This window comes from Streptomyces shenzhenensis (assembly GCF_003688995.1).
GTDB classification, from domain to species: domain Bacteria; phylum Actinomycetota; class Actinomycetes; order Streptomycetales; family Streptomycetaceae; genus Streptomyces; species Streptomyces shenzhenensis_A.
On sequence record NZ_PENI01000013.1, the window covers coordinates 186,043 to 202,876 of the forward strand.

A 16,834-nucleotide genomic window follows, 5' to 3' on the forward strand; every position below is an offset into this window, starting at 1 on the left:
AACGGGCAAAGCCGCGGCCCGCTGACATGTGACCGTGCCTGGCACACGTCAGCGGACACCCCGCAGCCTCAGGCCGCGCCCCAGCGGGACACGAAACTCATGTCGAATCCGTGAACGGAGCGGTAGAAGTAGTCCGCGGCCGACAGATGCGGTGCTTTGACGGCGCGGTTGCGTTCTGCCTGTTCGATGATCAACGGGCCGATGGCGGTGTTGATGTCCAGTCGGGGGAACGCCTCATTGATCACGGCGGCTTCCTCGTCGGAGACGAAGTCGGCCTCGTATCCGAAGTCGACGCCGGTGCCGGCGCTTGTGAGGTCGCAGACGATACCGCGGCGTTGCGTGATGCCAGGGCTGGTGTGGAGCGCGATCGCGTCCCAGACGACGTCCCTCACCTCGGACGAAACCCCGTGGCGAGCGAGGAGTTCGGCGGCCATGTCGGCGCCGGCGACCTCGAAACGGTCCGGCCGGGCCTCGCCCGGGGCCGACAGGCCGAGGTCGTGCAGCACCGCCGCGAAGAACAGCGCGTCGTCGTCGTAATCGACATCCCGGCGCAGCCGGCGGAAGTCGGCGACCTTGAGAGCGAAGAAGTAACTGCGGAGGCTGTGATGCGCGATGGAGGGAGCCTCGAGCTCGAGGACATGCTCGACGACGGCCTGGCGGAGGGGCGAGGAGGCGAGATCCGGAAGGGACAGCCCCGATGCGTTGCTGATGGTCATGCACCCACAGTGGCCTGCTCTGGCATGGGCCGACTACTGGCAAGAGTGCCAGTCGGCGATGGATTCTTGACAAGAGCACCTCGCCGAGAGCGAGCTACGCCTCTCCTCCGCCGGCACGCTTCATCACCGATACCGGACTCCCCCCGATGAAATGGCTCCAACTGGCACGGATCGACCACGCCAAGCAACTGCCCGGACGCGCGACGCGACCATCTCAGCGGCCTCGGCACGGCAGCCACCTTCCGCACACACTTCACCCAGCACTGCGGACTGCCCCCATCGGCCTACCGCGGCATGTACACCCGCGGCAGCGACAGACCGACGGCCGGTCGCCGCCGCGGCTGATCCGGTGGCGGTGGCGAAGCCGGCCTCGTGGGCCACCCGTTCCACCGGCAGGTCGCCGAACTCAAGCCCGCCGCCGCGGAGGTCGGCCCGCAGCACTGCCCCCGATCAAGGCCATGCACGCCCTGACCCGTTCTGGTCGGAGCCACAGGTCCGTGGCCCGAGGGCTCGGCCTGGACCGCCGAACCGTGGCCCGAACCCTTGCCTGAGCCACGTTCAGGTGTACGGCACCGTAGGCCTCGCGCCGGTGCTCAGGACGGGGCTCGTAGTGCCTCGACGGGTTCCATCCGGGAGGCCCGTAGCGCCGGGTACACCCCCGCGAGCAGCCCGACCAGCGCGCCGGCAACCGGCGCGCCGAGGGCGAGCCGACTGTCGAGTACGGGAGTCCAGTCCTTGAGCGCCGACGCGGACACGACCACGACCACACCCAGGGAGGCGCCGATGACGCCGCCCAGCAGACCGATCATGGTCGACTCCATGAGGAACTGCCCGGCGATCTGCCGACGCGAGGCGCCCAGGGCACGCCGTAGCCCGATCTCCCCGACCCGTTCCATCACGGTCACCAGTGTGACGTTGGCGATGCCGATGGCACCCACGATCAGCGAGACCAGTCCGAGCACCAGGAACAGGCCGTTGACATCGCCCTGAACCCCCTTGCGGGCCTTCGACAGATCGGGCGGCGCGAGCACGGTGAGCGCCTTCGCGTTGTTGGGCGAGAGAGCTGTGGGTGACTGCCTGGCGACCTGCTGCGCGGCACCGAGTGAGGTGTTGATCAGGACACGGTTCACCATGTCCAGGCCGAGGCGGTCCCTCGCCGTGGTGGGAGGCAGGATCACCGAGGTGGAAAGGCGCTGTTCACGCTGGAATCCGCCGAGGATCCCGATCACGGTGAAGGAGTGTCCGTCGAAGAAGACCGCGGGCGCGTCCGCCACCCCCTTGATGCCGAGGAGGCGAGCGGCCTGGTCTCCGAGCACCGCCACCCGCTCGTGCCGGTCGATGTCTCCGGTGTCGTAGAACCGGCCTGCGGTGACCGCGCCGCGTACCGCCGTGGGCAGGGAGGGCGAGGCGGCGACGACGGCCAGTGTCTGGCCGGACACGCCACCGGGCGTGACCACGTCGTTGGCGCGCACCTGCACGGCGGCCGTCTTGTCGGACTCCGCGAGCGCGGCGGACGATTCCACCCCGGCCAGCCGGTCCACGGCGTCGACACCCCGCCAGTCCGCCAGCGGGACCGCGTCGGACGATGGGGGTGGAGGCGGCACCACCACGGTGACCGAAGTGGCGGTGAGGGCGTCGAACCGCCCCACGATCTGGTTGGCGGCCGTGGACGCCACCCCGATCGTGATGACCAGCGTGCCGATGCCCAGCACCGTGCCCAGTGTGGTGAGCGCGGACCGGACCGGGCGGGCCAGTACGCCCGACAACGCCTCGGTCCAGAGGTCTCTGGGAGAGATCCAGGGACGCTCGACCTGCCCGGAGTCCTGCCCCTCAGCGGAGCGCAGCCGTGGACGCCGACCGCGCCCCGGCCTGATCAGCCGTTTCTGGCGGGATTCGGCCGGGGCCTCGTCCGGAGCTCCGGTACGGTGCGAGGTCTTCATACGACCTCCTGACTGAGCCGCCCGTCACTGATGCGTACGCGCCTGCTCGCACGCCTGCTGACCGCCTCGTCATGGGTGATGACGGCCAGCGTCAGGCCCTGGGCGCACAGCTGGTCGAAGAGCTCCAGGATAGAGAGGGTGTTCTCGCTGTCGAGGTTGCCGGTGGGTTCGTCGCACAGCAGAAGAGCCGGTTCGCTCATCAGAGCCCGGGCGATGGCGACGCGCTGGCGTTCACCGCCGGACAGGCGATCCGGCTTGAAGCCGTGCCGGTGCGAGAGCCCCACGCGGTCCAGAGCCGCTCTGGCCCGTTCGCCACGGCTCCGACGCCCCCTGCCTGCGCGGGGTTTGCGGTAGATCTCCGCCAGCATGACGTTCTCCTCCACCGTCCGGTAAGGAAGCAGGTGGAAGGACTGGAAGACGAAGCCGATACGGCTTCCGCGCAGCGCGGTGCGCTGACGATCGGGGAGGGCGCCGGTCTTCACTCCGTCGAGCCAGTAGTCCCCCGCGCTCGGCCTGTCCAGCAGCCCCAGTATGTTCAGCAGAGTGGACTTCCCGGAACCGGACGGTCCGACGATCGACAGGTGCTCCCCTCGCCGGATCGCCAGGTTCACATCACGCAGTGCGTGCACGGGCGGATCGGAATCGAAGCTGCGTCCGACCCCGGTCAGCTTGATGACGTCGCGTTCTTTCGTCGTGTCGACGTGTGCGGGTGGCTCGGTCACAGGCCGACCACCACAAGGTCGCCCTCCTTGAGCCCGCTGCCCTTTGACTTCACCGCGACGAGCCCGTCGGCGGAGATCCCGAGGTCGACGTCGACATCCACCGACTGCTTGCCCCGCTGGACGCGCACGCGCGCCTGACCGTCCGCCGAGGTCTGGATCGCGGCGACCGGCACGGCAAGGACCTCGCCGTCCGAGTCGCCCACCTTGATGGTCACCGTCGCCGTGCCGCCCGCGCCGGCGCCTGCCAGCGGGCCGGGTTTCGGAATGGAGATCCGCAGCGGCACAGGGGCGGATGCCCCACCACCGGAACTCCCGGCCTGCTCGGCTCCCCCACCGGTACCGGCGTTCCCCGCAGAGCCTTCCGCCCCTGTGCCTGGACCACCGATCTCGTCGAGGACGCCCTTGGCCTCCTTGCCGTCCTGCGTCGTGACCCGCACCGTCATCCCCTCCCTCAGCGATCCGGCGTCCGTGTCGGGCACCACCGCCTCCACCACGAGGTCGGAGCTCGTCACGGTGGCGACCTCCCCGTCCGGAGCGTCGCCGGCGCGCACCTTGGTCTTGTCGACCCGGACCGGAAGCTCCGGCAGGAAGATCACTTCTCCCGCCGGGACCTTGGTTCCGTACGCGGACCTGAAGGCGCTCAGAGCGGAGTTCGCCAACTCAAGCTGTTTTCTTGCCGACTTGATCTGCAGGGACCGTGCCTGAGCCGATTCCGTTCCGGATCCGCCGTCGCCCTGCGTTCCCTCGCCGGAGCCCTGCGCGGTGAGCAGCGCGAGCTGTGCGTCGGACACGGCGGACTCCAGTTGTCCCAGCTGCTGCCGGTCGGCGGTGCTGGGCTCCTGCGCCGCGTACCCCTCGCTGCGGTACCAACGGCTGACCGCTGACGCGGTGCCCTGTCCGTAGGTCCCTGTGACGCCGCCCGTCGCGAAACCCAGCCTGTTCAGGGCGTTCTGCAGCTGCCTGACATCGTCCCCCGACGAACCGGGGCCGATGGGCCGGTACATCGGTACCGGCCCGCGCAGCACCAGCACCGGCCTGCCACTGACCTGCATGAGGACGCTGCCCTCCCGGAGAACGCTGCCGCGGGTGGGCACCTTGGTGACCCGCTGGGCCGCGGCACCGCTCTCGCCGCCCTCCTCGGAAGCGCCGACGGGACCGGCCAGGGTGAGACTCCTCAAAGACCCGTACTCCAGACTTCCCTGGGCCACCACGGTGGCGGTCAGAGCCTGTTGCACCACGGGGACGGTCACCGGGCCCGCCTTCGGCGGCTGGTGCGCGGCCGCGGCGTCCGCGGGCGACTCCATCCGGGTGCCGGCGATCCAGCCGCCCGCCCCGACCAGGGCAACCGCCCCGACGATCACGCCCAGTCGTGTCGTACGACTGCTCGGGCGCCTCTGGTCGCGCTTCACCCGTTGTTCCCGAAGTAGGGGTTCTTCTTGAACTTGGGCCAGTACGCGGCCCTGAACTCTTTGCCGCATTCGAGGTCCTTGAGCGCGAGGTCGATCTCGCGGGTGAGCTTCGGGATCGCCTCCTGCTTGCTCAGCGGCTGGGCGTCCGGCGGCACCTGGGCGCTCACCTGGAACTTCACCGTGTCGCCGATGCTGGTCGGCTGAGTGGTGGTGACCACGATGCCGGCCTTGCGCAGACAGGAGGCGTACTCCTGGGCGAGGGAGACGAGTTGCTGGTCACCGTTGAGCGCCTGCCCAGCCTGTCTGTCGCGCTCCGACCGCTTCGCGTTCTCCTGTTCCTGCTCCGCCGCCGACTTGGCCGGGCCGTACACCTTCAGTTCGGCTTCCGCGCTGCAACTGCCCTTGGAGGGACCCTCGTACGTGCCGTCGACCCGGGCCGCACCCTGCGTTCCCAACGCCTTGTCGTACGCCTTCTGCTGTGCACCGGGCAGAGAGTCGCGGTAGGGCTTGTTGGGGTCGCTCAACTCGACGGGGCCAGGTGCAGCCGGGTCGTTGGGGTAGACGGCTCGCGAGTGGATACCGAATCCGTACTTCTGCCGGTACTTCCTCGCCAGTTCGTAGTCCGCGCCGTCGATCGACGAGTTCGCCTCGTTCGACGTGAAGCCGGGATTCGGCGTGTAGGTGAACCCCCGCTTCTTCATGCAGGCGGCTTTGGCGTTCTCGGCGAGGTAGAAATTCTTCGTGTCCGGGTCGGCGTCCTCTGGAATGGTCAGCGCGCCGCCCGGCTCGGTCGCTGGGCTGCCTCCGCGCCGGGTGCCCCCTTCGTCGTTCGCGACGGAGGCGGGTTTGTCGGAGTCGTTCTGGCTGCACGCCGACAGGGACAGCATGCTTGCTGCCGCGAGCACCATCCCGATACTGCGGAACCGCAACGTGATCACTTGTCCTTCGATGTCCTTCGATGTTCTTCGACGGGGAGTCGTCGTGTGGTGGTGCGGCGGTGGGGTGCCGCCCACGTCAGGAGCCCGGAAGGGTTCGCCCGATGGGTCTGTGTCGTCGACACCGAAACGCCACCACGCTAGGGAAAAGGCACTGGCCACCCTCGTTCCCTGCACCTGTCCCATGTGATGCGTGCCACAGTTCGTGTGGTCCAGGCGGCCGCACCCGTCCCCCGCTCGGTGACAGGGCTGGAGCCCTGGCTGATTCGGTCCGCTCTCCTCAGCCGGCCCAGTGGCCCGAAGCGAACGTCACGGTGAAGACCACCATGAGCGGAGCCACCGCGCCGGCATACGCCTCCGTCACCCACCCACGCCGCAGGCTCCAGTGGGCCAGGCCGGTCCACAGAGGCCACCAGAGCAGGGTGGCGCGGGGGACCGACAGGTACCAGTACGACGTCCCCAGGGCCCAGAGAGTGAGCCCGGTGTAGGTGGCCTCCGGCCAGCGGCGGCGGAGCAGCAGCACGAAGAGCAGCAGTATCCCGACCGCCATCGCCACCAGCTCGAACTGGAACTCCCACGCGTAGCCGGTGCTCTGAACGTGGTCGAAGGCGTTGCGCCAGGTGTTGCTGAACGCTTCGGCGGGTGTGTGGAATTCGCGGTTCCAGCCACGTTCCTGTGCGTGCTTCCAGGCCATCAAGTCACCGGTACGGGCATGCAGGTAGCCGGTGTAGGCCGCGGCGGGTACCGCGGGCGCCAAGCACCAGAGCAGGGAGCGCAGGCGGCGTGGGCCTCGGCGGCCGTCGCGGGCCAGAAGAAACTCGACCAGGATCGCGGCGGCCAGGAACAGACCGCTGACCCGGGTGGTGGTGGCCAAGGCGGCGAGCAGCCCCGCGACGGGCCAGTTGCGGTGCTTCGCCGCCAGCCAGGCCGGCAGTGCGAACGCGAGGAAGAGGGATTCCGTGTATCCGGCGGCCAGGAACATCGCGGCGGGCGACAACAGCAGGAAGCCCGTGGCGCGTTGGCCGGCCACAGCGCCGTCCGTCCGGCCGATTCCGGCGATCCTGGCCAGGGCCGTGACGGCCACCGCACCGCTCACCAGGGAGATCAGCAGCCCGGCCACGGTCCAGTCAGGGATGACGGTGTGTACGGCGCGCAGCACGAGCGGAAAGCCGGGGAAGAAGGCCGCTCTGTTGTCGGCCTCGGGTCTGATGCCCGGGAAGGGGGCGAAGTAGCCGTACTGGGCTATGTGTTGATAGTGGCACCAGTCCCATTGCGCCCAGAGGGACAGCCAGGAGGCGGGTGTCTTGGCGCCGGATCCGGCACGGACCAGCCATGCGGTGCTGTAGGTGACGAGCCACAACCCAAGGCGCGTGAACAGGTAGAGGCGCAGCACCCGGAGGTCCGCGGGGGTCAGCCGGGCGAGCAGCCGCAGCCCGGGGGTGCCGGGGCGTTTCCGCAGCGGACCCTTTGGGTTCCCGCCGGGCGCACGGCGCGGCGGAAGCGGGGGCGACGGCTCGGTGGTGGGCAGGGTCGTGGTCATCAGGCATCCATTCGTGGGTCCGTCCATGACGGGACGCCGAGTTCGAAGGCCCGGCGACTGATCCTCGGTCTGTCACTGTTCGTCCTTGTTTGTTCTCTTGTGAAGGGCATGCCGAACACGCGGCCGGGGCAACGGCGCGCTCGGGGGTCATGCCGTGCTGAGCGAGAGCCGGGCGGCCTACGGGGCGTTCTGCGTGGTCTCCGTATCCGAAGGCGGGGCAGACGTCGGCGACCGCGTCGCAGTGGCTCTCGGGTCCGAGGTTTCGGTGGACGTGGGCGAGGGCGAGGCGGCACCGGGCGTCATGACCGGGGAGGGGGGCGACGGGCGTGTGGCGGGCAGCGGTCTGGGCTCCCCGGGCTCGGCCCGGGTCGGATCCCCGGACAACAGGAACAGCCCGACACTGAGGCCGGCGAGAGTCAGGACGGAGCCGACGGCTCTCTTCGCGGCCCGGGCGCGACGGCGGGCACTCACCCCTTCCCGGAGACGTTTCCGGTGCCTCGGTCCGAAGGGCGCGGGCTCCTCGGCGTCGTGCATCATCCGCGCCAGCTGCCGCTCGAAGTGATCCATGGGGTTCTCCTTCACTGGACCGGCTCGATGACATCGGCGAGGAGCTGCCGCAGCCGCGCCACGCCACGTGCGGCATGGGACCGAGCCGTGCCCACCGGGCACCCGAGCGCCTCCGCCACCTGTCCCTCGGGCAGGTCCTGGTAGTAGCGCAACACCACCGCCGCTCTCTGCTTCGGTGACAACTGAACCAGCGCGGCCTCCAGCCGGGAGCGCTCCGCCACATCCGCGGACACATCGCCGGCCGACGCCACCTCCGGCATTCGTTCGACCGGGCGTTCACCCCACCAACGCCGCCGGCTCGACCGTGCCGCCGCCCGCACCATCACCTTGCGGACGTACGGCTCCGGTGCGTCATCGGCGACCCTGGGCCATACGAACCAGAGCTTGACCAGGGACTCCTGCAACAGGTCCTCCGCCCGATGCCGGTCGCCTCCGACGAGCAGACGGGCGAGGTGCATCAACGCCGACCAGCGGGAAGCGACGAACTCGTCGAATTCACTGGCCCGAGCCTGCGCCATCCGCACTGTCCCTGCTTTCGTCAGTTGCCTACATCAAAGAGAAGGCACTGGCATGCCACGCACTCTGCACCCACGCCCTGTGATCCGGATCACGCCCCAGACCAACGACCGGAGTTCCGGGTCGACGAAGGCCGGAATGCCGGCATCGGTTGAACTCCGGGCCGGGCGGGCGCTGGAGCGGGTGGGGTCTTCATGGCCGAGTCAAGGACCTCATTCACGCCGCGCTCGCCACCGTCGGGCTCCACCTGTGGACGGCCATGCACGGCCGGCTCGTCCTGTAGAGGACCCTGCCCAATCCTCATGTCGGCAGTGAAACCATCCTCATCGAACTGGAGCGGTCGATTCTGGGCCGCCTTCTCCCTGGCGCGGAGCACAGACCGCAGTAGACGCGCGGGCGAAGCGGGCAGGCCCGCCTGAAGCCGCATTCGCCCGGCGGCCAGCACCTCCTGAGGCTCCGCTCCGACGCCGGGCCGGAATCCGAGCATGGCGGCGGCCAGGGCGAGCACGACCGGCCCGAAGACTCCCGCGGCCTGGTCGGCCAGCCGGGGTGTACCGGCCAGTTGGGCATCCGCGCCGACGACGGGCTCACCCGGACCGACCTCGGTGACAACGCCGTCCGTGGCCACACGTCCACCGACCGGACGACGAAAACCTGCCCGCGCGCGATGCGCCCTGGCCAACGGACCACACCTTGAACGACACGTTCCGCCGGGCGACCGGGTCCAGGGCTCGCGCCTGGCCGAGGCCACGGGCCACCAGGCCACGCCGATCGTTGCCAGAACGACGGCGAGGATCCCTGCCACCGCCCACGGTCCCGTGCCGGTCAGCCTCACACCGACGAGCCCCGCCCGCCCGCCATATGTCACACGCGCAGGCCATGCCCCGCCCCGGAAGCGGCCGTCGGCCAGGAAGAGAACCGCGGCCACGAACCACAGCGCTCCCGCCGAGAACACCAGGGCCATGAGCACCCCCATCGCCACGTGCAGGTTGCAGTGCGGATCGTCGAGCCAGGGCCGGGCGGGCAGCCACTGGCCAAACGTCTTCAGGGTGCCGAGCACCTCACCGTCGTACGGGTCGACGCACGCGAGTCGAGGATCAGGCGAAGCACTCGGGCGGCTCGGAGTCGCTCTCGAGCGGCAGCGCCTTGGACGCGAGCGCGAGGAACTGCTCGCGCTCGGCCGTCGACAGGTTGATCAAGGGGGTGTGCTCGGTGACCAGCTCCACCAGGCGCCCGCGCGCCGCACGCCCCGCATCGGTGAGGTGGACTTCCCGGCTGCGCTTGTCGCGCGCGCCGGGCTGGCGCGCGACAAGTCCCGCCTTCTCCAGCTTGCCGATCAGGAACGTGACGGTCGAGGGATCGCAGTACAGCTTGCCCGCGAGCTCGCCCATTGTGGGCGCGGCGGCGACCGGGCTGATGTGCCACAGCAGGTTGGCCAGCGGCTCGGTCAGCTCCAGCTCTCGCAGCGCCCGGTTCACCGCGCCGAACGTGGCACCCGAGAGCGCCAGAACGCGGTCGACCAGTGCATAGGTGAGGTCCTCGCGTGCCTGCTGGTCGCGGGGGGCGTGTGCCATGTCCTGCCACCTTCGCTATTAGTTGGAGAATCCAAATTTGACACAGGCGAACCCCAGGTGCAATCTATTTGGAGATTCCAAGCTTTCTGGTGGGGATGAGCCCGCCGTCGGCCGTTGCCGCACGCTGCCCTCCGCCTCGTCCACCACCGCGAACCCCGCGTAACAGCCTGCCCGGAAAGGCACACTCGTCATGACCAACACCCAAACCGTCCAGGCGTCTTCACCCCCAGTCGATGCCGTCCCGCGGCGCTGGTGGGCACTGGCGGTGATCGGTACGGCGCAGTTGATGGTTGTCCTCGACGCCACCATCGTGAACATCGCCCTGCCCACCGCCCAAGCGGACCTCGGATTCTCCGACGGCAGTCGGCAGTGGGTCGTCACCGCCTACGCCCTGGCCTTCGGCAGCCTCCTGCTGGTCGGCGGCCGCATCGCCGACATGTTCGGCCGGCGCCGCGTCTTCCTGCTCGGACTCGTCGGCTTCGCCGCCGCCTCCGCGCTGGGCGGCGCCGCACCCAACTTCACCGTGTTGATCGCCGCCCGCGCGCTGCAGGGGCTCTTCGGCGCCCTTCTGGCCCCCGCCGCTCTGGCCCTGCTGAGCACCCTGTTCAGCCACGGCAAGGACCGGGCGCGCGCCTTCGGCGTGTTCGGCGCGATCGCGGGTTCCGGCAGCGCCATAGGACTGCTCCTGGGCGGCCTGCTGACCGAATACCTCACCTGGCGCTGGACCCTCCTCGTCAACCTGGCCTTCGCCGCCGTCGCTTTCCTCGGCGCGCTCTTCCTGCTGCCCCGCGCAGGTCGCGACACCACCGTACGCATCGACATCCCCGGAGCCCTGTTCGTCTCAGCCGGCCTGTTCGCCGTCGTCTACGGCTTCTCCAACGCCGAACAGCACGACTGGTCCGCGCCCTCCACCTGGGGCACCCTGACCGCCGGCGCCGTCCTGCTCCTCGCCTTCGTCCTCTGGCAGCGCCACGCCGCCCACCCGCTGCTGCCCCTGCGCGTGCTCGCCGACCGCAACCGAGGCGCCTCCTACCTGTCCGTCGGCATCGTCGGCGCCGCCATGTTCGGTGTCTTCCTCTTCCTGACCTACTACCTGCAGCAGACCCTGCACTTCACCCCGGTCCGCACCGGCCTGGCCTTCATGCCCATGGTCGCCGCACTCATGGTCGCCTCGGCGCTGTCCACCAGCGTCCTGCTGCCTCGCATCGGCCCCAAGCCCGTCGTGCCTGCCGCCATGCTGATCGCGGCCGCCGGCATGGTCTACCTCACCCGGCTCGACCTCGACAGCACCTACAGCGGTGGCGTGCTCCCCGCCACGGTCGTGGTGGGACTGGGTATCGGCGGTGTCATCGCCCCCGCGATGAGCCTGGCCACCCACCAGGTCGCCGACCACGACGCCGGCGTCGCCTCCGCCACCGTCAACACCGCCATGCAGATCGGCGGATCCCTCGGCACCGCCCTGCTCAACACCCTGGCCACCAGCGCCGCCACCCACTATCTGCACGACAAGGACCCCGGCAACCCGCTCGTGCTGGGCCGTGCGGCCCTGGAGAGCTACTCCACCGCCTACGCCTGGTCCGCCGGCCTGTTCGCCGCGGGTTGCCTCATCACCCTGGCCCTCTACCGACGCGACAGGGTCGACACCACCACCGGTGGTGCCGTGCACATGTAACGCCGACGCACAGGCACCGGGCCTGACGTGCGATCACGTAGCCGCCGGCGTCACGGAGCCCGCCCGGAATGCCGTGCGGCAAGCCCTTGGGCTCGTGCCCACGACGCGATTCGAACACGATCCCGGAACGTCGTGGGCGACCCGAACCCTGCCGGACGGGCGGCGCGTTCGATGCCGTACTCGCTGTTCTCCAGCAGGAACTGCGCCTGGGGGTGCCATCGAGGAGCACGTGGGTCGTGCCCTCGCGTCGGCAGCGGTCGGGTGGCTCAGGGCTTTATTCGGTAGTGGTAGGTGTGCGAGAGGCGGAATCCGACGCGGTCGTAGAGTCGGCACGCGGCCTGATTGTCGTCCATGACGTGCAGGTACAGCTCCTCGGCGCCGCGTGCCGCGGCCCAGCGGGCACCGACGTGCAGGACCGCGGTGGCGATGCCCTGCTGCCGGTGGTCGGGGTGGGTGGCCATGCACAAGACTCCACCGCAGCCGGGGCGGCCACGACGAGCCCCATGCCGACCACCCGGTCGTCGCGTTCGACGCTGAGGTAGGCGGCGGGGCCGGGAACGCGGGAGAGGATTCGCTCTGCTGCCTCGTGGCTGTTGTCGTGGCCGTCCAGGGCGATGAAGGCGTCCAACCACCGGCGGGTCGGACGCTCCTCGACGGTCACCCCCAGCGGAACCGCGGGGCGGGAACCGGTCATCACGGTACCGGTCGGTGCGGTGCATACCAGGAGCGCCCCATCTCGTCGGTATCCGCGCTCGGCGAGCAAGGCGTCCAGTGCGGTGTGCTCTTCTGCCGGCGCCACCGGGACGGCGATGGGCATCCCCCGGGTGGTGTAGAAGTCCTCCACCCGGGACAGAGCCGTCGACAGGGCTTCGCCTCGCGCCAGAGGCAGGGCGGAGTTCGACCGGCGGCGTGGCACGTCCGGCGTATGCCGCAGCAGCCAGCCGTCCTCCTCCCGGGCCTCGGCAGCCGGCCATGCCTCCGCCGCATACCGCTCGATCAACAGCCTGTCGATCAACGTGCTCTCCTGTCCTGGCGCTGACTTCACGGCCCGGGCGGCGCGAAGCAGGGGTACCGCTGTTGGAGCGGGTCGGGCGCCGGGTACGGCTCACTCACGAGGGACGGCGCCTGGTCGCGCATGCCCGCATTGTGCTGGCGGCGTTGGCGACTGCGGAGCGCGATCTGCGAGCCGCCGATACGCCGCGCGGACCGATCGACGTCGCATGCTTCTCGACCTTCGCCGCAGTGCATGTGGTCCCGGCCCTGGTCACCGCCCGCGAACGGTATCCCGACCTACGGCTCTCCCTCCGCGAGCTGGAACCGCCCGAGGCCCTCTCCGCGCTCCGCGCGAGGCGTTGCGAAGTGGCCGTCTGCTACAGCTACAACCTCACGCCGACCCCCGCCCCGGACGAGCTCACGGTTCACCCCCTGGTCGTCGAGCCGGTCTTCCTCGTTCTGCCGACCGACCACGCCTGCGCGTCGGCGACGCATCGAAGCGGCGTTGACCTGCGTCACCTGACCGACGCGCCGTGGATCGTCGGCTCACGAGAGGACGGCAGCGCCGCTCTGGTCCGACGCGCCTGCGCGGTCGCCGGGTTCTCACCTCGGATTGCGCACGCGGTCGACGGCTACCAGCTCGTCCTGCGCATGGTGGCCCAGGGACTCGGGGTGGCCCTGGTGCCGCAACTCGTGGCACACGCCCACGACCCGAGCCCCGACATCACCCTGCGGCCGGTCGCCGACACGGACCTCACTCGCGCCGTCTACGCCATGACCCATTCCTCGCTCGGCGCCAGACCGCCGGTGGACGCCGTGCTCGATCTCCTGCGCCCTCCCCCCCCTGGCGACGCTCACTGATCACCGGCTCATCGACGCCGTCCACCGGCCGCCGGCACCCGCTGCCCGTCGTCGCCCCGCTCACTCGAAAGTGAAGGTACGTACGAACAGTTCGGGCTGGACTCCGTCGGGCCACGTACCGACGAAGTACAGGTCGTGGACTCCGCCGGGGTCGGTCACGTCCGCGGTGAACGTCCTGTAGACCCGGTTGGACAGGGACGTGGAACCGGTGTGCGGCAGGTTCTCGAACGTCGCCACCACCGGGCCGTCGGGCGAGCCGGCGTGCACGGTGACGTTCGCACCGGCCGTGCGGGTGGCGAACTCCATCGAGAGCTGGTCGATGGCGGCGACGTTGATCCGCGGGAACATGAACCAGTTGCCCGAGTCGGGAACGAACAGCTGCCCGGTGTAGAGACCCACACCCTGCCCGCGCGGATAGGTGGCGGCGCTGTACTGGCCCGGATGCAGCACGATGTCGCTCGCGCCGGTGAGCGCCGGAGCACCGCCGGGCGCGCCGCCGTCGGTGTACTCGGCCCGCACGATGTGGAACACATAGGCGCCGGGGCCGTGTTCGGCGTCCCGGCCGGGGGCGAGGACCCCTTCGCAGTTCGCGTCGGGCGTGGCCTCGGCCATGGGGTGGCCGTGCTGGTTGTGCCCGAGCTGGTAGGTGACCTTCACCTTGGTGCAGTCGACGGCACCGTCCTCCGGATCGACGGCCTTCACCCTGAAGGGAATGTCCGCGCCGAAGTCCGAGAAGCCGCCGTCGGCGGGCGACTCGATGGTGACCACGGGACGTGTGTTGCCCGCCACCACCGACAGATGCGCGGTCGAGGACTTGCCACCGCTGTCCGTGACCGTCAACCGGGGCTCGTAGGATCCGGCGGTGCGGTAGGTGTACGACGCCTGCGCCGTCGTCGCGTCCGTCGTACCGTCGCCGTCGAAGTCCCAGGCGTACGTCAGCGCGTCACCGTCCGCGTCGGTGGACCCGCTCGCGTCGAAGTCGACGGCGAGAGGGAGCGGTCCGGAGTCCTTGTTCGCCTCGGGCACGGCCTGGGGCGCGCGGTTGCCCTCGGTGTAGTCGATCCGGTAGAGCCCGGAGTCGTCGTTGCTGGAGCCCCAGCCGTTGCCGTACTCCAGGACGTACAGGGAGCCGTCGGGGCCGAACTCCATGTCCATCGGCTTGCTGAAGTCGACGTCCGGCAGGAAGGCGCGCATGTCCTGAGGTGTCGTCAGCTTCTTGTCGAAGGCCGCGCTCTGCACCCAGTCGGTCGTCCAGTCGTACAGGAAGCGCCGGCCGTCGAACCAGTCCGGGAACTTGGTCTCGGAGGGGTTCTTCCGGTCGTAGTGGTACACCGGCCCCGCCATCGCGCCGCCGCCGTAGAGCTGCGGGAAGTACTCCTGCTTGTCGTACGTGTAGTAGACCGTCGCCGGTTCGATCGGGGGCAGGTGGACCAGGCCGGTGTTGTTGGGCGAGTCGTTGACGGGCTTCTCGCAGCTGAACCAGGGGCCCGGCTTGTCGTCCACGTAGTTCCAGTCGTTGTACGGCTGGTTGTCCATCGTGCAGTAGGGCCAGCCGTAGTTGCCCGCGCCCCTCATCAGGAACAGGCGGACATGTCCGGCCGGACCGCGCTCGGGGTCCGGCTGCACCGCGTCCGGACCGTAGTCCGCCATCCAGAGCGCGCCCGTCTTCTCGTCGTAGTCGCCGAGCGTGAAGGGGTTGCGGAAGCCCATGGCGTAGATCTCGGGGCGGGTCTTGTCGTGGCGGTCGGCCTTCTCGGGGAAGAGGTTCCCCTTCGGGATGGCGTAGCCACCCTTCTTCTTCGGCACGATCCGCAGGACCTTGCCGTTGAGGTCGTTGGTGTTGGCGGAGGTCCGCTGCGCGTCGCCGCCCGCCTGTCCCGGCCGCTCGTCCGTGCCGGGGAATCCGCGTGAGGCACAGCAGTTGGTGTTGTCGCCGGTCGCGATGAACAGCACGCCGCGCCTGGTCATCAGCAGATCGCCCGCGCTGTGGCCGCCGCCCACCCCCTTCGGATGCTGGATGTCGATGACCGTCGTCTCGGAGTCGAGGTCGAGGACATTGCTCGGGCTCAGCGTGAAGCGCGCCACCCGGGACACGTACGACGTGTCCCAGTCCGGGCGCGAGAAGTGCAGGTAGATATGGCCTGACGTGGCGAAGTCGGGGGCCAGTGCGAGTCCGACGAGACCGAGTTCGCCGACGACGCGCACCGGGACCGTGCCGGCCGTCGCGGACGACTTCGTCCTGGGATCCCAGACCTTGACCCGTCCGTCCCGCTCGATGTACACGACCCGGCCGTCCGGGGCGACGCTGATCCGCATCGGCTGGGTCAGCCCGGTGCCTTCGAGAAGGACCTTCTGGAAGCGGTCGTCGCGGGGGAGTTGGCCTTCGGACGGCGTGCCGACCGGCGGTTCGTGCGGTCCGTCATGGGCCGCGGCGACCGGCGTCACCAGCGCGAGCGGAAGGATCAGAGTGAGCAGAAACATCTTCATTCGATGCGCGGGGTGCCGGTGTCTTCCCTGTTGGCGGGCCACTGGGATCTCCTGTCTCTGCTTCATTCACGGACGTCGACGGACGCTGGGGTCAGCGGTCGGAGCGGACGTGGCCGCTTTCAGCGGGAGGCACAGCTGCCAGAGCAGGATCAGTGCCGATCGACGGGTGCTGTGGGCGGAGCGGAGTGGAATCTAGCCGCTTCCGCCTCCAACAGATAGAAGAGAGACGGAACTTGTAGAACTTCGTCTTCCTGGTAGACAAAGTCGAGACCCCTACGCCCCGCCGAACGCCCGTCGAACGCACCGCAGTCCGACCCGGAGCCGTTACGGTCGCGCTGTGGTGAACGAAGTGGATGCGCGGTGGCTGCTGGTGTCGGTGACGACGGCCGGGGCAGCCTCGTCCTTGCGGATGCAGGTGTGGCGGAAGCTGAAGGGGCTTGGGGCGCTGTACCTGCAGCAGTCCGTGTGCCTGCTGCCTGACCGGCCTGCCGTGGCCACCGCTCTGGCAGAACTGCGCGAGCGGGTCCGTACGGACGGGGGGCGGATGCGGGTGGTGCACGTCGAGATCGCCGACGGTGGTGAGCTCGGGGAACTCGCCGCCGAGATGACCGCTGCCATCGACGAGGAGTACGCGGAGGTGCTCGAACGGCTTCCGTCGTTCTTCGCCGAGTTGGAGATGGAGTCCGGGCGCGGCCGAGCCGTCTTCGCCGAGGTGGAGGAGTCGGAGGCCGATCTGGAGCGGTTCCGGTCGTGGGTGGCGAAGATCGAGGCCCGGGACTACTTCCGCGCACCACGGGGCGAGGAGGTGCGCGCCGAACTGGAGCGAGCGGCCACGGCGCTGGCCGCGTTCGAGTCCGCGGCGCTGGAGCGCGAGACGTAGACGGGCGGGAATGCGCCGGTCC

The 16,834-nt window shown here is 69.6% G+C and carries 14 protein-coding genes and 1 pseudogene; 3 read left to right on the forward strand and 12 right to left on the reverse strand.

Translation table 11 applies throughout. From position 1 onward, the window contains the following. Positions 1–68: 68 nt before the first annotated feature. From CTZ28_RS21520 to CTZ28_RS21570, 9 genes are all read right to left on the reverse strand, one after another. Positions 69–716 (reverse strand): HD domain-containing protein, encoded by a 648-nt coding sequence (locus CTZ28_RS21520; protein ID WP_121891281.1) that lies wholly within the window; start codon positions 714–716, stop codon positions 69–71. A gap of 593 nt (positions 717–1,309) precedes the next feature. Beyond that, positions 1,310–2,656 carry an ABC transporter permease gene (locus CTZ28_RS21530; protein WP_121891283.1) on the reverse strand — a complete coding sequence of 449 codons (1,347 nt, stop codon included), beginning with the start codon at positions 2,654–2,656 and terminating at the stop codon, positions 1,310–1,312. Then, positions 2,653–3,378 (reverse strand): ABC transporter ATP-binding protein, encoded by a 726-nt coding sequence (locus CTZ28_RS21535; protein WP_121891284.1) that lies wholly within the window; start codon positions 3,376–3,378, stop codon positions 2,653–2,655. Before CTZ28_RS21535 ends, CTZ28_RS21530 begins: the two co-directional genes overlap by 4 nt. Further along, on the reverse strand, positions 3,375–4,787 hold the full coding sequence (locus CTZ28_RS21540; RefSeq protein WP_259471723.1) for a peptidoglycan-binding protein: 1,413 nt from the start codon (positions 4,785–4,787) through the stop codon (positions 3,375–3,377). The genes CTZ28_RS21535 and CTZ28_RS21540 overlap by 4 nt, the downstream gene beginning before the upstream one ends. After that, positions 4,784–5,716 (reverse strand): hypothetical protein, encoded by a 933-nt coding sequence (locus CTZ28_RS21545; protein ID WP_147481175.1) that lies wholly within the window; start codon positions 5,714–5,716, stop codon positions 4,784–4,786. Before CTZ28_RS21545 ends, CTZ28_RS21540 begins: the two co-directional genes overlap by 4 nt. Before the next feature lie 286 nt (positions 5,717–6,002). Then, positions 6,003–7,262 (reverse strand): glycosyltransferase family protein, encoded by a 1,260-nt coding sequence (locus CTZ28_RS21550; RefSeq protein ID WP_183154501.1) that lies wholly within the window; start codon positions 7,260–7,262, stop codon positions 6,003–6,005. Positions 7,263–7,840: 578 nt separating this feature from the next. After that, on the reverse strand, positions 7,841–8,347 hold the full coding sequence (locus CTZ28_RS21560; RefSeq protein WP_121891289.1) for a SigE family RNA polymerase sigma factor: 507 nt from the start codon (positions 8,345–8,347) through the stop codon (positions 7,841–7,843). A gap of 89 nt (positions 8,348–8,436) precedes the next feature. Continuing rightward, complete coding sequence (locus tag CTZ28_RS47115; RefSeq protein WP_183154502.1) at positions 8,437–9,405, reverse strand: hypothetical protein; 969 nt, start codon at positions 9,403–9,405, stop codon at positions 8,437–8,439. A gap of 37 nt (positions 9,406–9,442) precedes the next feature. After that, positions 9,443–9,919: a MarR family winged helix-turn-helix transcriptional regulator gene (locus tag CTZ28_RS21570; protein ID WP_121891290.1), complete on the reverse strand. Its 477-nt coding sequence runs from the start codon at positions 9,917–9,919 to the stop codon at positions 9,443–9,445. Between the two features lie 190 nt (positions 9,920–10,109). Here CTZ28_RS21570 and CTZ28_RS21575 point away from each other — a divergent pair, with 190 nt between their 5' ends. Next, positions 10,110–11,591: an MFS transporter gene (locus CTZ28_RS21575; RefSeq protein WP_121891291.1), complete on the forward strand. Its 1,482-nt coding sequence runs from the start codon at positions 10,110–10,112 to the stop codon at positions 11,589–11,591. Between the two features lie 266 nt (positions 11,592–11,857). Here the strand turns inward: CTZ28_RS21575 and CTZ28_RS49970 are convergent, their stop codons facing one another. Both CTZ28_RS49970 and CTZ28_RS49975 read right to left on the reverse strand, forming a co-directional pair. Then, positions 11,858–12,310, reverse strand: coding sequence for a GNAT family N-acetyltransferase (locus tag CTZ28_RS49970; protein WP_259471724.1), 453 nt, complete (start codon positions 12,308–12,310; stop codon positions 11,858–11,860). Beyond that, positions 12,220–12,636, reverse strand: a pseudogene (locus CTZ28_RS49975) (GNAT family N-acetyltransferase, cg3035/Rv0428c family); the annotation flags it as partial. The gene CTZ28_RS49970 and the pseudogene CTZ28_RS49975, both read right to left, overlap by 91 nt. A gap of 113 nt (positions 12,637–12,749) precedes the next feature. Between CTZ28_RS49975 and CTZ28_RS21585 the strand changes: the two are divergent. Next, complete coding sequence (locus CTZ28_RS21585; protein ID WP_183154504.1) at positions 12,750–13,445, forward strand: LysR substrate-binding domain-containing protein; 696 nt, start codon at positions 12,750–12,752, stop codon at positions 13,443–13,445. Positions 13,446–13,505: 60 nt separating this feature from the next. On the opposite strand, the gene CTZ28_RS21590 is transcribed toward CTZ28_RS21585, so the two are convergent. Continuing rightward, the gene (locus CTZ28_RS21590; RefSeq protein WP_183154505.1) at positions 13,506–15,926 is read right to left on the reverse strand and encodes a PQQ-dependent sugar dehydrogenase; all 2,421 of its coding nucleotides are present in this window, start codon (positions 15,924–15,926) and stop codon (positions 13,506–13,508) included. Positions 15,927–16,269: 343 nt separating this feature from the next. Between CTZ28_RS21590 and CTZ28_RS21595 the strand changes: the two genes are divergently transcribed. Further along, the gene (locus CTZ28_RS21595; protein ID WP_121891295.1) at positions 16,270–16,812 is read left to right on the forward strand and encodes a Chromate resistance protein ChrB; all 543 of its coding nucleotides are present in this window, start codon (positions 16,270–16,272) and stop codon (positions 16,810–16,812) included. The last annotated feature ends 22 nt before the right edge of the window (positions 16,813–16,834 follow it).

Coding starts and splice junctions, on each gene's coding strand:
- CTZ28_RS21520 (WP_121891281.1), bottom strand. CDS start 716: ATGACCATCAGCAACGCATCGGGGCTGTCCCTTCCGGATCTCGCCTCC.
- CTZ28_RS21570 (WP_121891290.1), bottom strand. CDS start 9,919: ATGGCACACGCCCCCCGCGACCAGCAGGCACGCGAGGACCTCACCTAT.
- CTZ28_RS21575 (WP_121891291.1), top strand. CDS start 10,110: ATGACCAACACCCAAACCGTCCAGGCGTCTTCACCCCCAGTCGATGCC.
- CTZ28_RS21550 (WP_183154501.1), bottom strand. CDS start 7,262: ATGACCACGACCCTGCCCACCACCGAGCCGTCGCCCCCGCTTCCGCCG.
- CTZ28_RS49970 (WP_259471724.1), bottom strand. CDS start 12,310: ATGCACCGCACCGACCGGTACCGTGATGACCGGTTCCCGCCCCGCGGT.
- CTZ28_RS21560 (WP_121891289.1), bottom strand. CDS start 8,347: ATGGCGCAGGCTCGGGCCAGTGAATTCGACGAGTTCGTCGCTTCCCGC.
- CTZ28_RS21590 (WP_183154505.1), bottom strand. CDS start 15,926: ATGTTTCTGCTCACTCTGATCCTTCCGCTCGCGCTGGTGACGCCGGTC.
- CTZ28_RS21530 (WP_121891283.1), bottom strand. CDS start 2,656: ATGAAGACCTCGCACCGTACCGGAGCTCCGGACGAGGCCCCGGCCGAA.